Source organism: Thiocapsa bogorovii (assembly GCF_021228795.1).
Taxonomy (GTDB): Bacteria; Pseudomonadota; Gammaproteobacteria; order Chromatiales; family Chromatiaceae; genus Thiocapsa; species Thiocapsa bogorovii.
Window position 1 is genome coordinate 2,354,398 of the sequence record NZ_CP089309.1, and the last position, 18,743, is coordinate 2,373,140.

At 65.8% G+C, this 18,743-nt stretch carries 16 protein-coding genes, 1 tRNA gene and 2 pseudogenes; 9 read left to right on the plus strand and 10 right to left on the minus strand.

The window, feature by feature from the left end; genetic code table 11:
* Positions 1-475: 475 nt before the first annotated feature.
* The 6 genes and pseudogenes from mutY to LT988_RS10690 all read right to left on the minus strand — a co-directional run.
* Positions 476-1,255 (minus strand): annotated as a pseudogene (gene mutY, locus LT988_RS10665) (A/G-specific adenine glycosylase); the annotation flags it as partial.
* A 43-nt stretch (positions 1,256-1,298) separates the two neighbouring features.
* Positions 1,299-1,625, minus strand: a complete 327-nt coding sequence (locus LT988_RS10670; RefSeq protein ID WP_232410117.1) for a putative signal transducing protein — start codon at positions 1,623-1,625, stop codon at positions 1,299-1,301.
* A gap of 57 nt (positions 1,626-1,682) precedes the next feature.
* A tRNA-Gly gene (locus tag LT988_RS10675) sits at positions 1,683-1,756 on the minus strand.
* Positions 1,757-1,864: 108 nt separating this feature from the next.
* Positions 1,865-2,314: a hypothetical protein gene (locus LT988_RS10680; protein WP_332460566.1), complete on the minus strand. Its 450-nt coding sequence runs from the start codon at positions 2,312-2,314 to the stop codon at positions 1,865-1,867.
* Between the two features lie 228 nt (positions 2,315-2,542).
* Positions 2,543-3,937, minus strand: coding sequence for an IS1380-like element ISTro1 family transposase (locus LT988_RS10685; protein WP_232406659.1), 1,395 nt, complete (start codon positions 3,935-3,937; stop codon positions 2,543-2,545).
* Positions 3,938-4,035: 98 nt separating this feature from the next.
* A pseudogene (locus LT988_RS10690) lies at positions 4,036-5,421 on the minus strand (AMP-dependent synthetase/ligase); the annotation flags it as partial.
* A gap of 403 nt (positions 5,422-5,824) precedes the next feature.
* Between LT988_RS10690 and LT988_RS10695 the strand changes: the two are divergent.
* Both LT988_RS10695 and LT988_RS10700 read left to right on the plus strand, forming a co-directional pair.
* Positions 5,825-6,901 carry an efflux RND transporter periplasmic adaptor subunit gene (locus LT988_RS10695; RefSeq protein ID WP_232410118.1) on the plus strand — a complete coding sequence of 359 codons (1,077 nt, stop codon included), beginning with the start codon at positions 5,825-5,827 and terminating at the stop codon, positions 6,899-6,901.
* On the plus strand, positions 6,894-10,139 hold the full coding sequence (locus LT988_RS10700) for an efflux RND transporter permease subunit (RefSeq protein ID WP_232410119.1): 3,246 nt from the start codon (positions 6,894-6,896) through the stop codon (positions 10,137-10,139). The genes LT988_RS10695 and LT988_RS10700 overlap by 8 nt, the downstream gene beginning before the upstream one ends.
* Positions 10,140-10,376: 237 nt before the next feature.
* Here LT988_RS10700 and LT988_RS10705 read toward each other — a convergent pair whose 3' ends face one another.
* Genes LT988_RS10705 through LT988_RS10715 form a run of 3 tightly spaced genes read right to left on the minus strand, consistent with a single transcriptional unit; the run spans position 10,377 to position 11,760 of the window.
* The gene (locus tag LT988_RS10705; protein WP_232410120.1) at positions 10,377-10,718 is read right to left on the minus strand and encodes a hypothetical protein; all 342 of its coding nucleotides are present in this window, start codon (positions 10,716-10,718) and stop codon (positions 10,377-10,379) included.
* 33 nt (positions 10,719-10,751) lie between these two features.
* Complete coding sequence (locus tag LT988_RS10710) at positions 10,752-11,138, minus strand: thioredoxin family protein (protein ID WP_232410121.1); 387 nt, start codon at positions 11,136-11,138, stop codon at positions 10,752-10,754.
* Positions 11,139-11,184: 46 nt separating this feature from the next.
* On the minus strand, positions 11,185-11,760 hold the full coding sequence (locus LT988_RS10715; protein ID WP_232410122.1) for a Uma2 family endonuclease: 576 nt from the start codon (positions 11,758-11,760) through the stop codon (positions 11,185-11,187).
* Between the two features lie 202 nt (positions 11,761-11,962).
* Between LT988_RS10715 and hemB the strand changes: the two genes are divergently transcribed.
* The 4 genes from hemB to LT988_RS10735 all read left to right on the plus strand — a co-directional run bounded on the left by hemB (position 11,963) and on the right by LT988_RS10735 (position 15,742).
* Positions 11,963-12,976 (plus strand): porphobilinogen synthase, encoded by a 1,014-nt coding sequence (gene hemB, locus LT988_RS10720; RefSeq protein ID WP_232410123.1) that lies wholly within the window; start codon positions 11,963-11,965, stop codon positions 12,974-12,976.
* A 186-nt stretch (positions 12,977-13,162) separates the two neighbouring features.
* Positions 13,163-13,984: a shikimate dehydrogenase gene (gene aroE / locus LT988_RS10725; RefSeq protein WP_232410124.1), complete on the plus strand. Its 822-nt coding sequence runs from the start codon at positions 13,163-13,165 to the stop codon at positions 13,982-13,984.
* Positions 13,985-13,989: 5 nt separating this feature from the next.
* Positions 13,990-14,865: an NAD(P)-dependent oxidoreductase gene (locus tag LT988_RS10730; protein WP_232410566.1), complete on the plus strand. Its 876-nt coding sequence runs from the start codon at positions 13,990-13,992 to the stop codon at positions 14,863-14,865.
* 169 nt (positions 14,866-15,034) lie between these two features.
* The gene (locus LT988_RS10735) at positions 15,035-15,742 is read left to right on the plus strand and encodes a hypothetical protein (RefSeq protein WP_232410125.1); all 708 of its coding nucleotides are present in this window, start codon (positions 15,035-15,037) and stop codon (positions 15,740-15,742) included.
* A 30-nt stretch (positions 15,743-15,772) separates the two neighbouring features.
* On the opposite strand, the gene LT988_RS10740 is transcribed toward LT988_RS10735, so the two are convergent.
* A complete protein-coding gene (locus LT988_RS10740) occupies positions 15,773-16,207 on the minus strand; it encodes a helix-turn-helix transcriptional regulator (protein WP_232410126.1) in 435 nt (144 codons plus the stop codon).
* Positions 16,208-16,251: 44 nt separating this feature from the next.
* Between LT988_RS10740 and LT988_RS10745 the strand changes: the two genes are divergently transcribed.
* The 3 genes from LT988_RS10745 to LT988_RS10755 all read left to right on the plus strand — a co-directional run bounded on the left by LT988_RS10745 (position 16,252) and on the right by LT988_RS10755 (position 18,677).
* Positions 16,252-16,803 (plus strand): hypothetical protein, encoded by a 552-nt coding sequence (locus LT988_RS10745; RefSeq protein ID WP_232410127.1) that lies wholly within the window; start codon positions 16,252-16,254, stop codon positions 16,801-16,803.
* Between the two features lie 159 nt (positions 16,804-16,962).
* Positions 16,963-17,904: an ADP-ribosylglycohydrolase family protein gene (locus LT988_RS10750; protein ID WP_232410128.1), complete on the plus strand. Its 942-nt coding sequence runs from the start codon at positions 16,963-16,965 to the stop codon at positions 17,902-17,904.
* Complete coding sequence (locus LT988_RS10755; protein ID WP_232410129.1) at positions 17,901-18,677, plus strand: metallophosphoesterase; 777 nt, start codon at positions 17,901-17,903, stop codon at positions 18,675-18,677. The genes LT988_RS10750 and LT988_RS10755 overlap by 4 nt, the downstream gene beginning before the upstream one ends.
* Positions 18,678-18,743: the final 66 nt, after the last annotated feature.

The window sequence follows — 18,743 nt, forward strand, 5'->3', positions numbered from 1 at the left end:
GCGTTGTCTCAAACCGCCACCCCTTCGCTCCGCCCGCATTACCGGGTATCAACGCTACTATAGGTGGCTCCGACTTCCGCGCATCGCTGCCCGCGTCCTCGCTTTTGACACTTGTTCGCGGGTGCCCGCCTCCGACGGACCGATACACGGATCTCCCTGGTTACCGCGTGCTCTCGATGTCAGGCTCGATACGGCCTCGGACCCCGGGGAGTACCCGTGCCACTCGCCATGACGCGACACGGACTGTTGCCTGCCGGAGGGACAAACCCGTCGGCACTCCCGACCAAATGTTTCGGGGCTCAACACCTTCAAGGTCGGCTCCACCCGTTACCTTTGCACCTCGCCTGCTGTCGTGCCTACGCATCGACGCGGCTGTTACCAGCCGCGCCGCAAGGCTCGATACCGGGCTCGTGGCTAGCGATTACCCAGGCGGGAGTTCCACCCGCTAGAACACGCGGCCTTGCCAGGCCGCACTGCCCCAAATTCCGCTCTTGGGCCGATGCTCCAGGAGGATATTGCCGGCTGGATCGACGAGGAGCAGCATCAGGGTCTCGCGGTGCGGAGGGCTGCGGCGCGGGCGGGGTGTCGGGAGCTCGGCCTGACGGCCCGAGTGTCGCGCAATGCACCGTTCGGACAACGGACAGCGCTCGCAGGCCGGGGTACGGCGCGTGCAGAGCGTGGCACCCAGATCCATCATACCCTGGTTGTAGGCGCCGACCCGGCTCTCCGGCGTGAGCCGTTCGGAGAGCGTCCAGAGCCGTTCGAGGACCACACGCTCGCCGGGCCAACCCTCGACGCCGAAGGCACGCGCGAGCACGCGCTTCACGTTGCCGTCGAGGATCGGATGGGGCTGATCCAGAGCGAGCGAGAGCACGGCACCGGCTGTAGAGCGACCGATGCCGGGCAGAGCCAACAAATGCTCGATCGCCGTGGGGAACACGCCGCCATGCAGATCTCGTATCCGGCACGCGGCGCGATGCAGATTGCGGGCGCGGGCGTAGTAACCCAGCCCGGACCAGAGGGCCATCACACGATCCTCCGACGCCTCCGCGAGATCCGCCACGGTCGGGTACTGCGCGACGAAGCGCTCGAAGTAGGGGATCACGACCGCGACCTGGGTCTGTTGGAGCATGATCTCCGAGACCCAGACCCGGTATGGCGTCGGATCGCGTTGCCAGGGCAAATCCTTGCGCCCGTGCCGATCGAACCAACCGAGCACGGCCGCGCCGAACCACGCCGAGGGGTCTGCGGTCATCGCCTCGCGCCAATCCGGGTGCGACGAGAGAGGGCTGCCGTCTTCAAGATCCGGTCTCCGCACGCGGCTGCCCGCAGTTCCAGCAGAGGTCGAAATCACCGTCCACCGATTCGCCGCAAGCACTGCATTGCCAGGTCCCGGTCTCGCTCGGACGCCGCGCATCGGCCTGAAATCGGCCGAGCAGCTCGCGACCGCGCTCGAGGTCGTCGTCTTCCACGACCCAGAGCGTAGGACCGATGTCGGCAGGAAGACCGCCCGCGGCACCGGAAAGATAGTCCCCCAGAATAACGGCCTCGACGAGGTGCCGATCCAAAAAGTCCAGCAGGAGTTGAGCCTCGATGCGATCTCGGGCCTGATAGAGACGTTGCATGGGGCCTACCGAAACGGTGCGGACTTCGCTGGAGAGGGATGCGGGGCGGGGGGAAGATGGAGCGGGTGATGGGAATCGAACCCACGCTATCAGCTTGGGAAGCTGAAGTTCTACCATTGAACTACACCCGCTTCGAGTCCTTAGTGTAGGCCCTGCCCGCCGCGCAATCAAGAACGAGACCCGAGCCTTGACCGGCCCCGCCCCGGCGCCGAACGGTCGCGGGACTGCGCTCGGCCGGATCAGGCATCCATCCCGTACATCTCCTCGATCTCGTTGCGATAGCGCGAGACGACCATGGCGCGCTTCACCTTCATCGTCGGCGTCAGCAGGCCGTTGTCGATGGACCAAGGCTCGAGCGTCAGCGTCGCGCGCCGGATCTTAGCGTAGCCTGGAAAATCGTGCAGTGAGGAGCGAATCCGCTTGAGGACCAGCTTGTTGAGCTGGGGATCGCGCAGGCTTTCCGGGTGCTCCGGATCCAGACCATGCTCCCGTGCGAGACCGGGCCAGAGATCTGCGTTCAACACCAATAAGGCCGTGAGGTAGGAGTGGCCCTCGCCGAGTACAACGACCTGCTCGAACAAAGGGTCCATCGAGATCGCCATCTCGAGGTCGGCGGGCGGGACCTTCTCGCCATTTGACAGAACCAGAATATCCTTTAATCGCCCGGTAATGTAGCCCGGATGTTTCATAAACCGACACAGCCGACACTGGCCTCGCGGATTTGCGCGGCGCTGGGCGTCACCGAGGGCGATGACCGGGACGCCGCGGGGGTTGAATGGTGGAAATACCGAGCGGCAACGGGCTTGATCAACGGGGCACGAGTAGTTTTGTCGCCGCGCAGGCGTACGATGCCCTGCCCGAGGTGGGCATAGTCGTCGTGCGCGTGCTGAAATCCCCGTGCGGGGATGTATGTGCGTCTAGGCGGGCGCCGCCCGGGGCTGCGCGTTGAAGAGCCTCTCGGTGACCTGCTGCAACAGCGTCTTGACCGGACAGCTCGAGGGCAGGTGCAGGCGCACGCGGTCTTTGTACTGCACCACGCGCACGGCGAGCTTGAACAGTTTGATGATCACGGTGGCAGGCTGGGCGTTGGCCAGTTCCGTGCCGACGAGGACCTCGGTGCGCAGCGTTTGGTGCAAGACGTAAGCGGCGCAGGAGAAGAACAAGCGCATCTGATTGGCCAAGAAGGTGCTGTCGGAAGTGCGATCGCTGGCCAGATCGTTCTTGATCATTTTGATGAAGTTCTCGTCCTGGCCGCGCGCGCAGTACAGATCGCGGTAGACGCACTCGGGACTGGGCAAGTCCAAGGAGGTGACGACGAAGCGGAGGTTGTCGCCGCGCGCCGTCACCTCGGCTTTGAGGATGGTCCGACACGCGCCGGGCCAGGAACCGGCACGGTAGTCAACCTCGTGGTAGGTGCGGGTCCGCTCGGGTACGTCGGCGTCGGCGCGCCGGGCGTTCTCGATGCGCAGCGCATGGAGCTTGCGGGCGTCGGCCAAGAACGGCTCGGCCCGTGGCGTGAGAGCCCGGTTACCCGCCAGGCCGAAGATGAAATCCGTCAACGGATCGGCCATCGCCAAGGCCATCAACTCGGGGTTGGAGAAGTGTCCGTCGCCGCGCAGGATGATGCGTGTGCGTGGCCACGCGGCCCGCAGCCGCTTGAGCACGCGCTTGAGGATCATCGCGTTCTCGGCGCCGGTGGGGCGCTTGCCGGGACGCAGCACCGCGGTGATGAACTTCCCCGAGAGGCCCTCGAAGAGAAACAGCGGCAAGTAGCAATGGTTGCCGTAGTGATGATTGTAGAACGCGAACTCCTGCTGGCCATGGGTGGCGTCTTCGGAGTGGTCCATATCGAGCACGATCACCTGCGGCGCCTTCGGGTAGCTGGCGATGAAGGCCTCGACGAAGGCCTGCGCCATGCGGTAGAGGTCGCGCGCGCCGACCCCATTCTCCAAACGCGAGAAGGTCGGCCCGCTGGCCAGGTCCGTCGTCGCATCCAGCGGCTTGCGCTCCAGCCCCAGCTTGAACAGCGCATCACGGCGCAGCGCATTGGCGTCGTTGCCGTCTTCGTAAGCACAGGCGATCTGGTAGACCCGTTGCGCGATCAGCTCACGCATCGGATGGGTGGTGTAGGACGGATGGCGCCAATCATCGATCGCTGCGCTCAACCGCTCGGTCAGGCCGATCTGCCGATCAACCCCGCGCAGAATCATGGGGCCAAAGTCAGACGACATGGCGCCGCCGTCGAAGTCGCCGCGGACCGTGAAACCGGCGACCGGGGGAAAACGCAGCTGTTCCGGGGTAGACTCGGGCATGGGCGACCTCGTTTAGCTTCTTCCGAAGCGTTCTTGGCGGAACAGCCATTTTATCAATGGGTTGAACGAGAGTCGCCCTTTTTTATGAAATATTCGGGGTAGATGTGTCCGTGTTCCAGACGCACCTGATCGCCGGTGTGCAGCCAACCATCCTGCGTCAGCACCCGGGAGGTGGCCGCGTGGTTGTTCCAATAGCCGAGCATCACGTTCTCGCCCTTCACGAGGAGCTCGTCCTCCGCTCCGATGCGTAGCTGCAGCCCCCGCAGGGGCACACCGACGCTCTCCGGGATATTGTCTTTGAGCGGATTGAAACTGATGACCGGACTGGTCTCGGTCAGGCCGTAGCCTTGCAACAGGGGTAGGCCCAGACCGATGAAGGTCTGCGCGACGGCGCTCGGCAGGGGCGCACCGCCGCTCACGGCGACACGGAGCGCTCCGCCGAGCTTGGCGAGGACTTGACCGGCGACCTTGCTGCGCAACAACGGCCAGAGCAGCATCAATGGGTGCCAGCCGCCACGTCCTTGCTCACGCAGAAAGGACCGCCACCCCGAGGCGACGGCGAGCCGGAACAGCCAGCGCGCGGGCGCCGGACGTGCTTCCAATTGGTCCAGGATGCGCTGGTGGACCCGCTCGAAGACCCGCGGGACGGCAATGATGACGGTGGGCCGAATCGCCTGCATATCGTCGGCAAGCTGCGCGACCGAACGCGCGAAGGCGACCGTCGCCCCGGCCATCATCGGCAGATAATAGCCGCCCGTGCGTTCGAGCATATGGGACAGCGGCAGAAAGGAGAGAAACCGATCCTCCTGATAGCAATCGATGATGGTGAGAGCACCATGCGCGTTGCCCAGGATGTTGCGGTGACTGAGCATGACGCCCTTGGGACGCCCGGTGGTCCCGGAGGTGTAGACGATGGTCGCCAAGGCATCCGGGTCGCCGGCACGTTGCTCGAGGTCCGGTGCGGTCTCCGGCAGCCAATCCTCGGCGATCACCACCCGCGGATCGGCGGCCGCGATCTCGCGTGCCGCGGGGCTCGACTCCAGGATCACGACGCGCGTCGGAAAAGGCCCATCGCCGAGCACCTCGGACAACCGCTTCCACCGTCCGGCATCGTGGATCAACAGCAGCTTGACCGCGGCATCCTGCAGGATATAGGCCGCGTTCTCCGCCCGGTCGTCCGTGTAGAGCGGAACCGTGACCAGTCCGAGCGACAGCGCCGCTTGGTCGAACACCACCCAATCGGGACAGTTGCGGAGCAGGATGGCGACCCGGTCCCCGCTTCCGAGCGCCTCGCCCGCGAGCGCCCGATGCCAGCGCGCCACTTGTGCACTCATCTCGGCCCAGGTCAGCTCGGACCATCCGCCGCCGCGCTCGAAATGGCGATAGGCGACACGCGTCGGCGAGCGCTTGACGCGTTGCACGAAGAGTCCGTCCAGGGTCTTGGCGCGGTCGATCGGAATCAGGTCCTCGGACCATCGGCTCACGGACTATCCTCCTGGTCTCGCCGCCCCGCGCAGCGAGTCGGCATCTCGATTCTCCGGCCCGGACCCGCGACTGGGCATCGCTGCTCGCGCGGGGGCCCGCAAGCCGGCCCGGATTCTGTTGTTTGCTCTATTGTCACTACGGAGCGCTTTGCGCACCAGCATCCGCGCGGGTTCGGGATGCGCAGTGGAGCCGAACGGCGGAACACGCCGGGCGGAAGCCGAAAATCCTCCGGCAACCGCCAAGCGTCTGCTAACCTCAGGACGCATCGCAACAGCTCATGCCTGCCCTGACCCCGGTGACGCGCCGCTTGGGCACACGACCCGTCGAGCACATCAATCGCCTTGTTTTGCCAATAGATTCTGTTAATATAAGCAAAATCTAATATTTTAGAGGACCGCCATCATGCCCCTCGTCCCATTGATCATACCTGCACTGGCGGGCCTGACGGCGCTTGCTGCGCTGAATCTTCAGGCCGCCGAGACCATCGCGCTGGACACCGCACCGGCTCAGTACCAAACCCTGCCGCGCGAATATCGACTGGACGGTGTCGTCGAGGCCATCAATCGCACCACTGTCTCCGCCCAAACCACGGGCCAGGTCCAAGAGATCCTGTTCGATGTCGAGGATTTCGTCGAGAAGGACGCGATCGTCGCTCGGTTGAAGGATACCGAGCACCGCGCACGGGTGGCCCAAGCCGCCGCCGATTTGAGGTCCGCCTCGGCGCGATTGGAGCAGACCCGGGAGGAGTACACACGCGTCCTCGGTCTGTTCGAGAAGAAGAATGTTTCCGAGTCCGCCATGGACCAGGCGAAGGCGGATCTTGCCGCGGCCGAGGCGGAGCTGGAGTCCGCCACCGCGCGGCTCGAGCAGGCGCAGGAGCAGTTGGAATACACCCAGATCCGCGCCCCCTACTCGGGGATCGTCACCCATCGCCATATCGAGGTCGGCGAGACGGCGAGCCCCGGCCAACAGGTCATGAGCGGGATCTCGCTCGATCAGCTGCGGGTGATCGTCGACGTCCCCCAGAGCGTCATCCCCTCGGTGCGCGAGGGCGGGACCGCTCGCATCTATCTGAGCCCCGAGGAGATCATCCAGTCGGATCGCGTCACCATCTTCCCGTTCGCGGACATGGGCTCCAATACTTTCACCGTGCGTCTCGACCTGCCGGAAGGTACGAAAGGTCTCTTTCCCGGCATGTTCGTGAAGACCGCCTTCGAGATCGGTGCCAAGCAGGAGCTGACGATCCCGTCCGAGGCCGTCGTCCAGCGCTCCGAGGTCACGGCCGTCTATGTGGTGGACGATGACGGGCGAGTCGGCTTTCGCCAGATCCGTCTCGGACGCGCCATCGACGGCGGCGTCGTCGTGCTTGCCGGGCTGGCCGAAGGCGAGCAGGTCGCGCTCGACCCGATCGCGGCGGGCGTCGCCTTGAAGTCGCAGTCGAGCACCGGCGGCGCCGAGGCGGGACAAGATCATGGCTGAACAGCTCGGCATCTCGGGCAGCATCGCCCGGCGCTTTCAAAACACCGAGATCACCCCGCTGCTGGCCATCGTCGGCCTGCTGCTCGGCCTATTCGCGATCCTCGTCACACCGCGCGAGGAAGAGCCGCAGATCAACGTCACCTTTGCGGACATCTTCATCCCCTTCCCGGGCGCCTCGGCGAGCGAGGTCGAGCACCTGGTCGCCGGACCGGCCGAGCAGGTCTTCTCCGAGATCAAGGGGATCGAGCATGTCTTCTCCGTGTCGCGCCCGGGCATGGCCGTCGTGACCGTCCAATACCGGGTCGGCGAAGACAACACGGACGCCGTGGTGCGGCTCTTCAGTAAGGTGCTGGCCAACCAGGATTGGCTGCCGCCGAACCTGGGTGTCGGCACCCCCATCGTCAAACCGAAAGGGATCGACGACGTCCCCATCATCACCGCCACGCTCTGGTCCCCCGACCCGGATGTCGGCGCCTTCGAGCTCGGGCAGGTCGCCCATGCACTCGAACAGGAGATCAAGCGTGTCCCAGGCACGCGCGACGTCTACACGGTCGGCGCGCCGTCCCAGATCGTGCGCGTTCTGCTGGACCCGCAGGCGCTTGCCGGCTACCAGATCGACCTGAGCGACCTTCGCCGCTCCTTGCAGGCGGGCAATGTCATCAGGGACAACCTCACGGTGACCGCCGAAAACGAGGAGATCCTCGTGCAGGCCGGCACCTTTCTGACCTGCCCGGAAGAGCTCCACCAGCTGGTCGTCGGCCTGCACGGCGGACGACCCGTCTATCTCAGCGACGTGGCGACCCTGGAGCGCGGCCCGGAGCAACCGGAGGCTTACGTGCGGATGGGCACCGGCGCGGGCGCGGTCCATACCGATCTCGACCTGTCCGGCAGCACCCCGGCCGTCACCATCGCGGTGGCCAAACAGGAGGGCGTCAACGCCGTCGCGGTCGCCGAGCAAGTCATCGAGCGTTTCTCACAGCTCGAAGGCACCTTCATCCCGGACAACGTCCAGGTCACGGTCACCCGCAATTACGGCGCCACGGCCGACTACAAGGCGCAGAAGCTGATCACCAAGCTGATCTTCGCGACGGCCTCCGTGGTGCTGCTGGTCTGGCTCGCCATCGGCTGGCGCGAGGCGATTATCGTCGGCGCGGCCGTCGTCGTGACCCTCGCCCTGACGCTCTTCGCCTCTTGGGCCTGGGGTTTCACCCTCAACCGGGTCTCGCTGTTCGCGCTCATCTTCTCCATCGGCATTCTGGTCGACGACGCCATCGTGGTCGTGGAAAACATCCATCGACATATGGCGATGAGCAAAGCCAAGCTGCTCGACCTCATGCCCAAGGCGGTCGACGAGGTCGGCGGACCGACCATCCTCGCAACCTTCACCGTCATCGCCGCACTGCTGCCGATGGCCTTCGTGAGCGGACTGATGGGGCCCTACATGAGCCCGATCCCCATCAACGCCTCGATGGGGATGCTGATCTCGCTGGTCGTCGCCTTCGTCTTCACGCCCTGGATGGCGAATGCCATGCTCGGCAAGCGCCACGCCGCGGGCGCCGGACATGCGCAGCACGGCGACGATCCGGATGCGGCCCATGCGGGCGGGCGTCTCGACCGCCTGTTCAACACCGTCATCGGGCCTTTTCTGGTCGGGCGCAAAGGCATCCTCAACCGCTGGCTGCTGCTGGCCGGGATCCTGATCCTGATCGCGGGTTCGATCTCGCTCGTCACCAGCCGGGTCGTGATCCTCAAGATGCTGCCGTTCGACAACAAGAGCGAGTTCCAGGTCGTGCTCGACATGCCGGAAGGGACCAGCCTGGAGCAGACGGCGCGGGTGCTGGCCGAGATGGGCGATTTCCTGGCAACCGTCGACGAGGTCACCGACTTCCAGATCTATGCCGGCACGGCCGCCCCCATCAACTTCAACGGTCTGGTGCGCCAGTACTATCTGCGCGAGGGCGCACACCTGGGCGACATCCAGGTCAACCTCGTCGACAGCCACCACCGCGATCTTCAGAGCCACGCGATCGCCGCCGGCATGCGCGCCCCGCTGCAGGAGATCGCCTTGCGGCACGGCGGCAACGCCAAGATCGTCGAGATCCCGCCGGGCCCACCGGTGCTCTCGCCGCTGGTCGCGGAGATCTACGGGCTGAACTACGACGGACAGATCCGCGTCGCACGCGAGGTCCGCGGGATCTTCGAGTCCACGACGGACATCGTCGATGTCGACGACTCGGTCGAATATCCGTCGCGCAAGCGGGTCGTGGTCGTGGATCGCAGTAAGGCATCGCGTCTCGGCGTGCCGCAGAGTACTGTCGCTCAGGCGCTGTCCACGGTGCTCGACGGCGAGGATATGAGCTATCAGCACTGCGCCAACGTCAAATACGCCGTGCCGATCCGCGTCGAGTTGAGCGAGGCGGACAAGGCCGATCTGGATCAGGTGCTGGCCTTGCGGGTCCTCTCGATGTCCGGTGCACTGGTACCGCTCTCCGAGATCGTCGAGATCCAGGAGACCGAGCGGGCGCACAGCATCTATCACAAGGATCTGCTGCCCGTGGTCTATGTCACCGCCGACATGGCCGGAGAGACCGACAGCCCGCTTTACGGGATGTTCGAGATCTCGGATCGGCTCGCCGAGGAGCAGGGCCTGGAGCAATGGTTCATCCAGCAACCCGCCAACCCCTACGAGTTCAGCCTCAAATGGGACGGCGAGTGGCAGGTGACCTACGAGACCTTCCGCGACATGGGCATCGCCTACGGCGTGGGCCTGATCCTGATCTACCTGTTGGTGGTGGCTCAGTTCCGCAGCTATCTGGTGCCTCTGGTCATCATGGCGCCGATCCCGCTGACGATTATCGGCATCATGCCCGGCCATGCACTCCTGGGTGCGCAGTTCACCGCAACCTCCATGATCGGCATGATCGCGCTCGCCGGCATCATCGTGCGCAACTCGATCCTCTTGGTCGACTTCATCAACCAGCAGGTGCGCGAGGGTAAAGGGTTCGAGGAGGCCGTCATCAACTCGGCCGTGGTGCGCGCCAAGCCGATCGCGCTGACCGCCGCCGCGGCCATGGCAGGGGCGCTCTTCATCCTGGATGACCCCATCTTCTCGGGGCTGGCGGTATCGCTGCTCTTCGGTCTGTTCGTCTCGACCGTCTTGACCCTGGTCGTCATCCCGGTGGTCTATTACGGCGTGATGCGCAAACGCGTCGAGTGGATCCGGACCGCGACGGGCTGATCCTAAACCGCGTCCGGAGCGGCATGCATGATTTTCATTTTGTGTCGGGCTCAGGGATTTTTCCGACCTTTGCGGAGACGCGGTTTAGAATTTAAGGTTTTTAAAGTCTTCAACCGCGCCACCTCCAGCGGTCGTCAAATCTGCCGGGGCCGATCCCATCCGAAAACATCGCATACCGCGCTCGGCGCGGTTTAATCGGAGACCGGGTCGGGATCCCGATCTATTCGACATCTCTGCTCAATCCCCCCGAAACAGGATGACGGCCGCGCCATCCGTCCGCTCGATTCGTATCCTCAGCTCCGTATAGCCGCTCACCCCGAAGGGCTCGTCCCCGCAGCTGCAGCCGCCGACGATCTCGGTGAAAAACACACCGACGGCGACCTCGATCCGTTCGGCATCGGCCCGACGCGACAAGAGGGTGACCTCGAGACTCGCGGGGTCGATCAGGCCGCCCTGCTCGCCCGCAATCGGCAGAACCCCTTCCGGCAGGGCCAAAAGCTCGCCCCTCAATACCGCGGCAAAGGCCGGGGTTCCGAAGGCGCCGACCGAATCGAGGAGATGGAAGGCCGGTTTAGACATCTCATCGCGGGAGCGACGCGCGATCGACACGGCTCACGATACCACCAGGCCGGCAAGATCATCCGGCAGATGGATCCGCAGCCAATCGAGGATCTCATGGCGAGACCGCGCACCGCTGAAGCGCGCCAGCTCGGCACCGCGATGGAAGAGGATCACCGTCGGGAAGCCGCGCAGCTTGTACTGCCCTGCGAGCTTCATGTTCTCGCCCTCGTCGACCTCGATCTTGGCGAGAAGAACTTGCCCGTCGAGATCCGCGACCACACGTCCCAGGTGCGGCGCCAAGGCATGACAGGGCGCACACCAATCGGCCCAGAAGTCCACCAGGACAGGTCGGACCTCGGACGCTTCGATGACCTCGCGTTGAAAGCCGTCGAGATCGACGTCGAAGAGATGTGTAGACGGGTCGCCCGGGCTTGTCATGGAGAGCTTGTCCTTGTCGTTTTCAGTCTTCGGAGCACCCGAACCGCTACTCGGTCGGCGCCCACAGATCGTCCAAGGCGATCGTCACCGCATCGAACGGCGCGACCGACACCTGTGCGCCGCCCGCAAACCGTCCGATCTCGCGCCAGTCGCCGCCCTCCAACGCGTAGGCTTCCAGCGTATGGGCCCGGGGATCGATCAACCAGGCATAGGCGACCCCGAAGTGCGCGTAGATCGGCATCTTCACCTCGCGATCCTTGCTCTCCGTGGATGGCGAGAGGATCTCGCAGACCCAGTCCGGCGCCACGGTGAAGCGATGATCCTGTGGAATCCGCGGCAGTCGGCTGCGCCGCCAGCCGGCCAGGTCAGGCACGTCGACCTCGATGTCGTGGATGAAGTGCAGTTCGGGCTCGTCGATGATCCACCAGCCACCCGGACCACCTCGCCCTCTTTGAAACGGGCCGAACAGCTCGTAGCCCAAAGCCGACGCAGTCACCACGTGCGCACCACTCGGGCGCGGCTGGGTGTGGAGCTGGCCATTGAGAATCTCGCCCGTCAACCCTTCAGGCAGGGCTTCAAGCTGTTCGTAGAGTGTCGGGCGGACCTTCTGGTACGCAGACATGGCTCGGACTCCCGTGAGGGGTTCATCTGTGAAGCATAGTCGCGCGCCTTGACCTATATGGAAATGGCGCAGGCTATCTCGGCGTCGAATCCTATCGCGATACAGCCGCCGCACTGGAGCCATCCGAGCGCCTGAGCTATTGTATCGGCCCTGAGCGCCGGGGTGGTCCCGGCCGCGCCGGAGCCGACCCCGAGGCCATCCCATGCCCGATCGTGACACCCATCGTGCCGCCTTCCCCATCACCCGCATGCGCCGGATGCGCCGCGACGCCTTCTCGCGTCGCATGATGCGCGAGACGACCCTGACCCCGGACGATCTTATCTATCCGGTCTTCGTGCTGGAAGGCGCCGGGCAGCGCGAGTCGGTCGCCTCTATGCCGGGGGTCGAGCGTCTGAGCATCGATCTCTTGGTGGAGGACGCGATCGAGGTCCAGCGGCTCGGCATCCCGGCCATGGCGCTCTTCCCGGTCACCCCGCCGGAGGTCAAGTCGCTCGACGCACGCGAGGCGTTCAATCCCGACGGGCTTGCACAGCGCGCGGTACGTGCACTGAAGGCCGCGGTGCCGGATCTCGGGATCATCACCGACGTCGCACTCGACCCCTTCACCACGCACGGTCAGGACGGCCTGATCGACGAGACCGGCTACGTCATGAACGACGAGACGGTCGAGGTCCTGGTCCGCCAGGCGGTCTCGCACGCCGAGGCCGGTGCCGACATCGTCGCACCCTCGGACATGATGGACGGGCGGATCGGCGCCATCCGCACCGCGCTCGAGACCGAGGGCCACATCCACACCCGCATTCTGGCCTACTCCGCCAAGTATGCATCCGCCTACTACGGCCCGTTCCGCGACGCCGTCGGCTCGGCGGGCAACCTGGGCTCGGGCAACAAGTACAACTACCAGATGGATCCCGCCAACTCGGACGAGGCCCTGCACGAGGTCGCCCTGGACCTGGCCGAGGGCGCCGACATGGTCATGATCAAGCCCGGCATGCCGTATCTCGATATCGTGCGACGCATCAAGGACCAGTTTGGCGCGCCCACCTTCGTCTACCATGTGAGCGGCGAGTACGCGATGCTCAAGGCCGCCAGCATGAACGGCTGGCTCGACGAGCGCGCCGTGGTCCTGGAAGCCATGGTCTCGATGAAACGCGCCGGTGCCGACGGGATCCTCACCTATTACGCGAAGGATGTGGCGCGTTGGTTGGGGCGCTAAATCGCGTTTGGAACAGTATGCATCGTCTTCGGATTGGATCTGCCCCGGCGAGATCCTTGAACGTCGGAGCTGACGCGATTTAGGATGCGTCGAGCGTCTTGCCGCGATTTCCGCTGTTCGCTGACAGCTGACAGCAGGAGGCAGAAAGCTCCAGCTCGATCCACAACCAGAGGCCGCCAAACGCCCATGCCGGACCGATACGCCGTCATCGGCAATCCCATCGCTCACAGCAAGTCACCGCTGATCCACGCCGCCTTCGCCCGAGCGACCGGCCAGGATCTGGACTACGGGCGTATCCTCGGCGACCCGGATGATTTCCCCGGCGAGGTCCGCCGTTTCCTCGCAAGCGGCGGTCGCGGACTCAACGTCACCGTACCCTTCAAAGAGGCCGCTTGGGCGCTTGCGGACGAGCGCTCGCAGCGTGCCGAGATCGCAGGTGCGGTCAACACGCTGATTCGACTCGATGACGGCAGACTCCGCGGAGACAACACCGACGGGGTCGGTCTTGTGCGCGATCTTGTCGAGAATCACGGCTTTCGCTTTCCGGGCACGCGGGTTCTCCTGCTCGGAGCCGGCGGCGCGGCGCGCGGCGTGCTGGTACCGCTGCTCGAGAGCGGACTCGCCGGCCTGGTCATCGCCAACCGAACTGCTGTCAAGGCGCAACAGCTTGCTGATCTCGGCGCCCCGTTCGGACCTGCGCAGGCTCGCGGATTCGATGAGTTGGACGGCAAGCGATTCGACCTCATCATCAATGCAACGTCGGCCGGTTTGAGCGACACCGTCCCGGCAATCCCGGAGGACTGTCTCGCCTCGGGAGGCTGGACCTACGACATGCTCTACGCGGACACGCCGACCGCCTTCCGCCGTTGGGGACAAAGACACGGTGCAGCCCGGTCGCTGGACGGACTGGGAATGTTGGTCGAGCAGGCGGCCGAGTCGTTTTGGTTGTGGCGCGGCGTCCGTCCGGACACCGCGGCCGTCATCGCAATGTTGAGACACCGGGAGTAAGAATGATGAAGACCGCCGTGTTGGGCCTGGGTCTGATGGGTTCGGAGATCGCCCTGAGGCTGAAGCGACAAGGGCGGGAGATCATCTGCTGGAACCGAGGTCAGGCCAATCGTGGCGCCGCGGAGCGCCGCGGGCTCGACCTGGCGCAGACACCCGCCGAGGCGCTCGCAGCCTCCGAGCTGATACTCCTCGTCCTGAGCGACGCAGCCGCAATCACCGACACCCTGTTCGATCCGGCCCACCCGGTCGAGTTGCGCGGACGCGTCCTGATCCAGATGGGCACCATCGCACCCGAGGAGAGCCGAGCGATCGCCGAACGAGTGGCCTCGGTCGGCGGCAACTACCTCGAAGCACCGGTGCTGGGCAGTCTTCCCGAGGCGCGGGAGGGCAACCTGATCGTCATGGCCGGAGGCGACCGGGATCTCTTCGAGCGCTGTCGGCCTCTCCTGCGCGACCTGAGCCGCGACCCCCAGTGGATCGGCCCGGTCGGACAGGGCGCCGCACTCAAGCTCGCCATGAACCAGCTGATCGCGGGGCTCACCGCCAGCTTCGCGACAAGCCTCGCCTTGGTGCGCCGCGAAGGTATCGATGTGGAGCAGTTCATGGGCCTGCTGCGCAGCAGTGCGCTCTACGCCAAGACCTTCGACAAGAAGCTCGACAAATATCTGAGCCACGACTACGCCGGCGCGAGCTTTCCGCTCAAGCACCTGCTCAAGGACGTGCGCCTGTTCGCGCGCGTCGGCGAAGCCGCTGGATTGGACACCCGAGTGATCTCGGCGATCGAGGCCGTCTGCGCCGATGCGGCTCGCGTGGGTCTTGCCGATCAGGACTACTCCGCACTCTATGAAGCCCTAAGCCCTTCAACACCCTCGAAGGGGTGACCGAGGGCCGAGCGACACGACCCCTCCGCGCAACGAGCGCGGAGGATGAACACCGGCACATGGCGCGCAGCCACCCTCCGCGCCACGGAATCTTGAGTGGCAGGCTGCACAAATCCGATGTGCGGACAACTCGACACGACAATCGCGATCCTCCCGACCAAATCCCACCTTGCAAGGCGTCAAAATCCCCATGGAGCTTCCCTTCACCCACAAACCCGGTCGGCGCGAGCGTCATTTGCGACGCCGACACGAAAACCCGCTCTTCGCTTGGCCACCGCAAGAGGTCCCGCCCGAGGATCTGTTGGCAGCCCAGCAGGCCGATCACGAGGAGATGGAAACCTTCGCCACGGACTTCCGCGCACTCGTCCAAAAGGCCGTCGAGCTGCCGCCGGATGCCGGCAGCGAGGTGGTGCTGGGTTTCAAGGAAGCCCTGGAGCGGCACTACGAACAGTCCTTTGGCCTGCCGGAGACCCACACAGAAGAACGCGCGGCCATCCACAAACTCATCGCCCTCATCATGAAGGCCGTCAAGCGCGCAGCGGGTGCCGATCCGCTCGCCAGACAGGAGCTTGCCGACGAGGAAGAGGCCCGCGAGATCCACTTTCGCCTGCTCGAGCAACCGCTGGTGGCCGATCTGCTCCACCCCGAGTCGCCGATCGGCCCGGACGAGCTCGCGCCGGCCGTCCTCTCGGCGACGCTCGACGAGGTCGCCGCGGTGCTGCAGATCCTCGACCCCGAGCAATGCGCCGAGCTCGCGGATCAGGCCATCCGTCTGCTCGAAGAGCGCGCCGCGCAGGGCGTCGATGTCGCGGCGGCGCGCCGGCGTCTTGCCTTGATCCTTGCCGGTCTCGGGGTCGAAGACGTCCCGCGCCATTAAGATCGACGAACGGCGCGGACGCCCGTCACCTCAAACCGCGTCGCTCACTCCGGACCGATCGCTGTAGATCGCCGCCATCTTCCCCGCCTGCACCGCCACCACATGGCGCAAGTCCGGCGGGGCGATCACCTCCAGATTGTCCCCCGCCCCGAGCAGCCAGCGCAGCAGCTGGCCCGTGGAGGGGACGCGGGCCGACACCCGCAGATCGAACTCGGAACCCTCGGGCTCGTCCTCGAACCACTGCCCGGGTGCGAGCGGACAGGCGCTCAACACCGTGGCCAGATAGCCGCGGACCCGCAGCTCCAGATCGATCAGCTCGCCCTGACCGATATCAGCCTGACCGCGCGCGAGCGCCTGGTCCAGGTCGAACCCGGCAGCGGCCCGCGCGGGCGTGTCGCTCGCGACCTCCGCCCGCACGATCCGGTGCAGGGCATAGAGTCGCACGGGCGCGTCCTCGTCGTTCACTTCGACGCTCGCCGCTTTCAACCCTGGACGCGGGAGGTCTGAGCATGCCCCAACCTCGCACACTTTGGCGCAAGGACTTCGCCGCCGTACCGGCCTCGACGCGGCGCGCCGCGTGCTATGCCCTGCGACTGGTCCGCGCGCAACCCACGCTCGACGACCGATACACACTCGGTGCGCTCTGGTCTCTCTGCCTGCCGCTGTTCGAGCCCGAGCAGGTGGCGGCCTTCCTGTTCAACGCCGCCGGTCGCGACCCGGACGACGCCTGGGCGGACGACGACGAAACCCTGCAACCGCAGGACGATGCCGTCCTGCGCGGGCGTCTGCGCCGGTTCGACTTCAAGCTGCCCTTTTGGGCGCTCGCACCGGCACAGCGCTCGGCACTGTTCGCGCGCGAGGCGCTCGGGGATGTTTCCGCCCCGGTTCCGGCCGAGCTCGCGCGGCACCTGACGGCACTGGAGACGCTCACGCCCGGCGACTTCGCGACCGTGGCACGGCAGCGTACACTCCTCGGCGAGACGCTCGCGCCGGAGCAGTTCCTGCGGCGGTTGGCCGCGGAGAGTCGGATGAAGGGGGAGGCTCGGCAGGGCGCGGTCTGACGTCCGCGGGGGGACGGGGACCCATCGACGAGGACGAGCGGGATCATGTCGGCATGGAGCAGGTCCGGATCCCCGCGGCCGCAAGGATCGTCCCAGGACAATGAACATCCGCCTTTGTGCTCGAACAGGACCGCGCCTCATTCAATGGAGAAGACGCCCATGAACGGAACTGAAAACAACTCGACCTTTGCCGATCGCGCCCGTGCAGCCCTGCTCGCCCATGCGTGCGGCGACCGTTTCGGCGCCCCGCTCGAGTTCGTGACGGACGCAAGCGTACGCACCCGCCCGGTCCACTTGGGCCATTGGACCGACGACACCCACATGTCGCTGTATCTGGGCGAGGCGATCCTGGAGCATGGACCGGGGCCGCTCGACCCCGATCGTTTAGGCAAGCTGGTGGGCGAGGCCTTCGTGCCCTGGAGCCATGACCCGCTGACCCCGTCGACCGCGCCGGGCAACACCTGCTTGACCAGGGCCTCCCGCTTCGAGCGCGACCGCGACTGGACCGCCAGCGGGGTGCGCGCGTCCGACGGCTGCGGGGCGGTGATGCGGATCGTCCCCCTGGCGCTTGCCTATCGGGGCGACGACCTGATCGAGGCCGCACGCATCTCGGCGTTGCTCACCCACGCCCATCCCAACGCGGTCGAGGCGGCCATCGCCGGGGCTTGGCTGGTGCGGGCGATCCTGGAGACGGGTCGCTGGGATACGGTCCTGGTGGAGGATGCGATCCGAGGGCTCGACGGGCCTTGGCATCAGGGTGGAGAGGTCGCGTCAAGCCTGCGCGCGGCCATTGCGTGGTCGGCGCGCGGCGGGGACTGGCTCGACGAGGAGGCCATCCCGCCGGGCGACGGTGGCTGGCGCTCCGGCAGTGCGCTGGGCCTTGCGGTCGCGGCGGCGCTGCGCTGGCCGGAGGATCCGGGTCTGGCGATCGAGAAGGCCGCGCGGATCCGGGGCGATTCGGATTCGGTCGCCTGTCTCGCCGGCGCCCTGCTCGGCGCGGCGCTCGGCACGGGTGCGATCCCGGCCGAGTGGCTCGACACCCTGCCGCAGCGCGAGGAGATCGCCGGGCTCGCGGATCGCCTGCTCGGTCTCGACGCATGACGGCCACAGGCCCGCCGTTGGTGGCGATCGGCGACCTGCACGGTCATCTGGACCTGTTCGAACGTGTGCTCGAGCGCATCGACCGCGAGGCGCCGGATGCACGCATCGTCACCCTCGGCGATTATGTCGACAACGGCCCGCAGATCCAGGCTCTGCTGGATCGCCTGATCGCGTTGCAGGCCGAGCGCCCCGGGCGCTTCTTTCGGATCATCGGCAACCATGATCTGGCGTTGTTGCGGGCCCTTGGCTGGCCGGGACACGTTCCCGACAGGGCCTGGTACGCATGCTGGAGCGCACGCTACTGGAACCCGGGACTCGGCACGGCCGACGCCTATGAAGCGCACGACCTCGCGAGCTTCGCTGCGGCATTCCCCGCGCAGCATCGGCGTTTCTTGTCCGATCTGCGCTGGTTCTTCGACGACGGCGAGATCTTCTGCGTGCACGCCGGGTTGGATGTCGGCCCGATCGCCCCGCAACGTGCCGCGCTCGAACGCACGACACTGCCCGCGGAGCCGTCCTTCATGCCCGAAGCCTTGCGCGACAAGGGTCGGGCGACTCGGCACGATCCGGACTGGGAGCGCGTCGCGGTGAGCAGTCATACCCATCTGCCCGGACAGGCGATCTTCTCGGCACCGCGGCGAGTGTGTCTGTCGGCGACCTCGGATCACGGGGGCGGATTACTCGCGGTGCAGTTTCCCGAGCGACGCTGTTGGTGGACCGACGGGGGCGAGGCGACCGAGGTGAGGTTCCCCGCCGTATGGGCATCCGGGTGATCTACGCGAACCCCTGTCCCGCGGAGCATTGTCGACCCGCCTGCGCGGGCCGACCGACAGGGTCAA

Bases quoted from the DNA above. Each gene is read 5' to 3' on its own strand.
- LT988_RS10745 (WP_232410127.1), top strand. From the start codon at position 16,252: ATGCCCCAACCTCGCACACTTTGGCGCAAGGACTTCGCCGCCGTACCG.
- LT988_RS10715 (WP_232410122.1), bottom strand. From the start codon at position 11,760: ATGTCTGCGTACCAGAAGGTCCGCCCGACACTCTACGAACAGCTTGAA.
- LT988_RS10700 (WP_232410119.1), top strand. From the start codon at position 6,894: ATGGCTGAACAGCTCGGCATCTCGGGCAGCATCGCCCGGCGCTTTCAA.
- LT988_RS10730 (WP_232410566.1), top strand. From the start codon at position 13,990: ATGAAGACCGCCGTGTTGGGCCTGGGTCTGATGGGTTCGGAGATCGCC.
- LT988_RS10695 (WP_232410118.1), top strand. From the start codon at position 5,825: ATGCCCCTCGTCCCATTGATCATACCTGCACTGGCGGGCCTGACGGCG.
- hemB (WP_232410123.1), top strand. From the start codon at position 11,963: ATGCCCGATCGTGACACCCATCGTGCCGCCTTCCCCATCACCCGCATG.
- aroE (WP_232410124.1), top strand. From the start codon at position 13,163: ATGCCGGACCGATACGCCGTCATCGGCAATCCCATCGCTCACAGCAAG.
- LT988_RS10670 (WP_232410117.1), bottom strand. From the start codon at position 1,625: ATGCAACGTCTCTATCAGGCCCGAGATCGCATCGAGGCTCAACTCCTG.
- LT988_RS10705 (WP_232410120.1), bottom strand. From the start codon at position 10,718: ATGTCTAAACCGGCCTTCCATCTCCTCGATTCGGTCGGCGCCTTCGGA.
- LT988_RS10680 (WP_332460566.1), bottom strand. From the start codon at position 2,314: ATGAAACATCCGGGCTACATTACCGGGCGATTAAAGGATATTCTGGTT.
- LT988_RS10755 (WP_232410129.1), top strand. From the start codon at position 17,901: ATGACGGCCACAGGCCCGCCGTTGGTGGCGATCGGCGACCTGCACGGT.
- LT988_RS10750 (WP_232410128.1), top strand. From the start codon at position 16,963: ATGAACGGAACTGAAAACAACTCGACCTTTGCCGATCGCGCCCGTGCA.
- LT988_RS10685 (WP_232406659.1), bottom strand. From the start codon at position 3,937: ATGCCCGAGTCTACCCCGGAACAGCTGCGTTTTCCCCCGGTCGCCGGT.
- LT988_RS10710 (WP_232410121.1), bottom strand. From the start codon at position 11,138: ATGACAAGCCCGGGCGACCCGTCTACACATCTCTTCGACGTCGATCTC.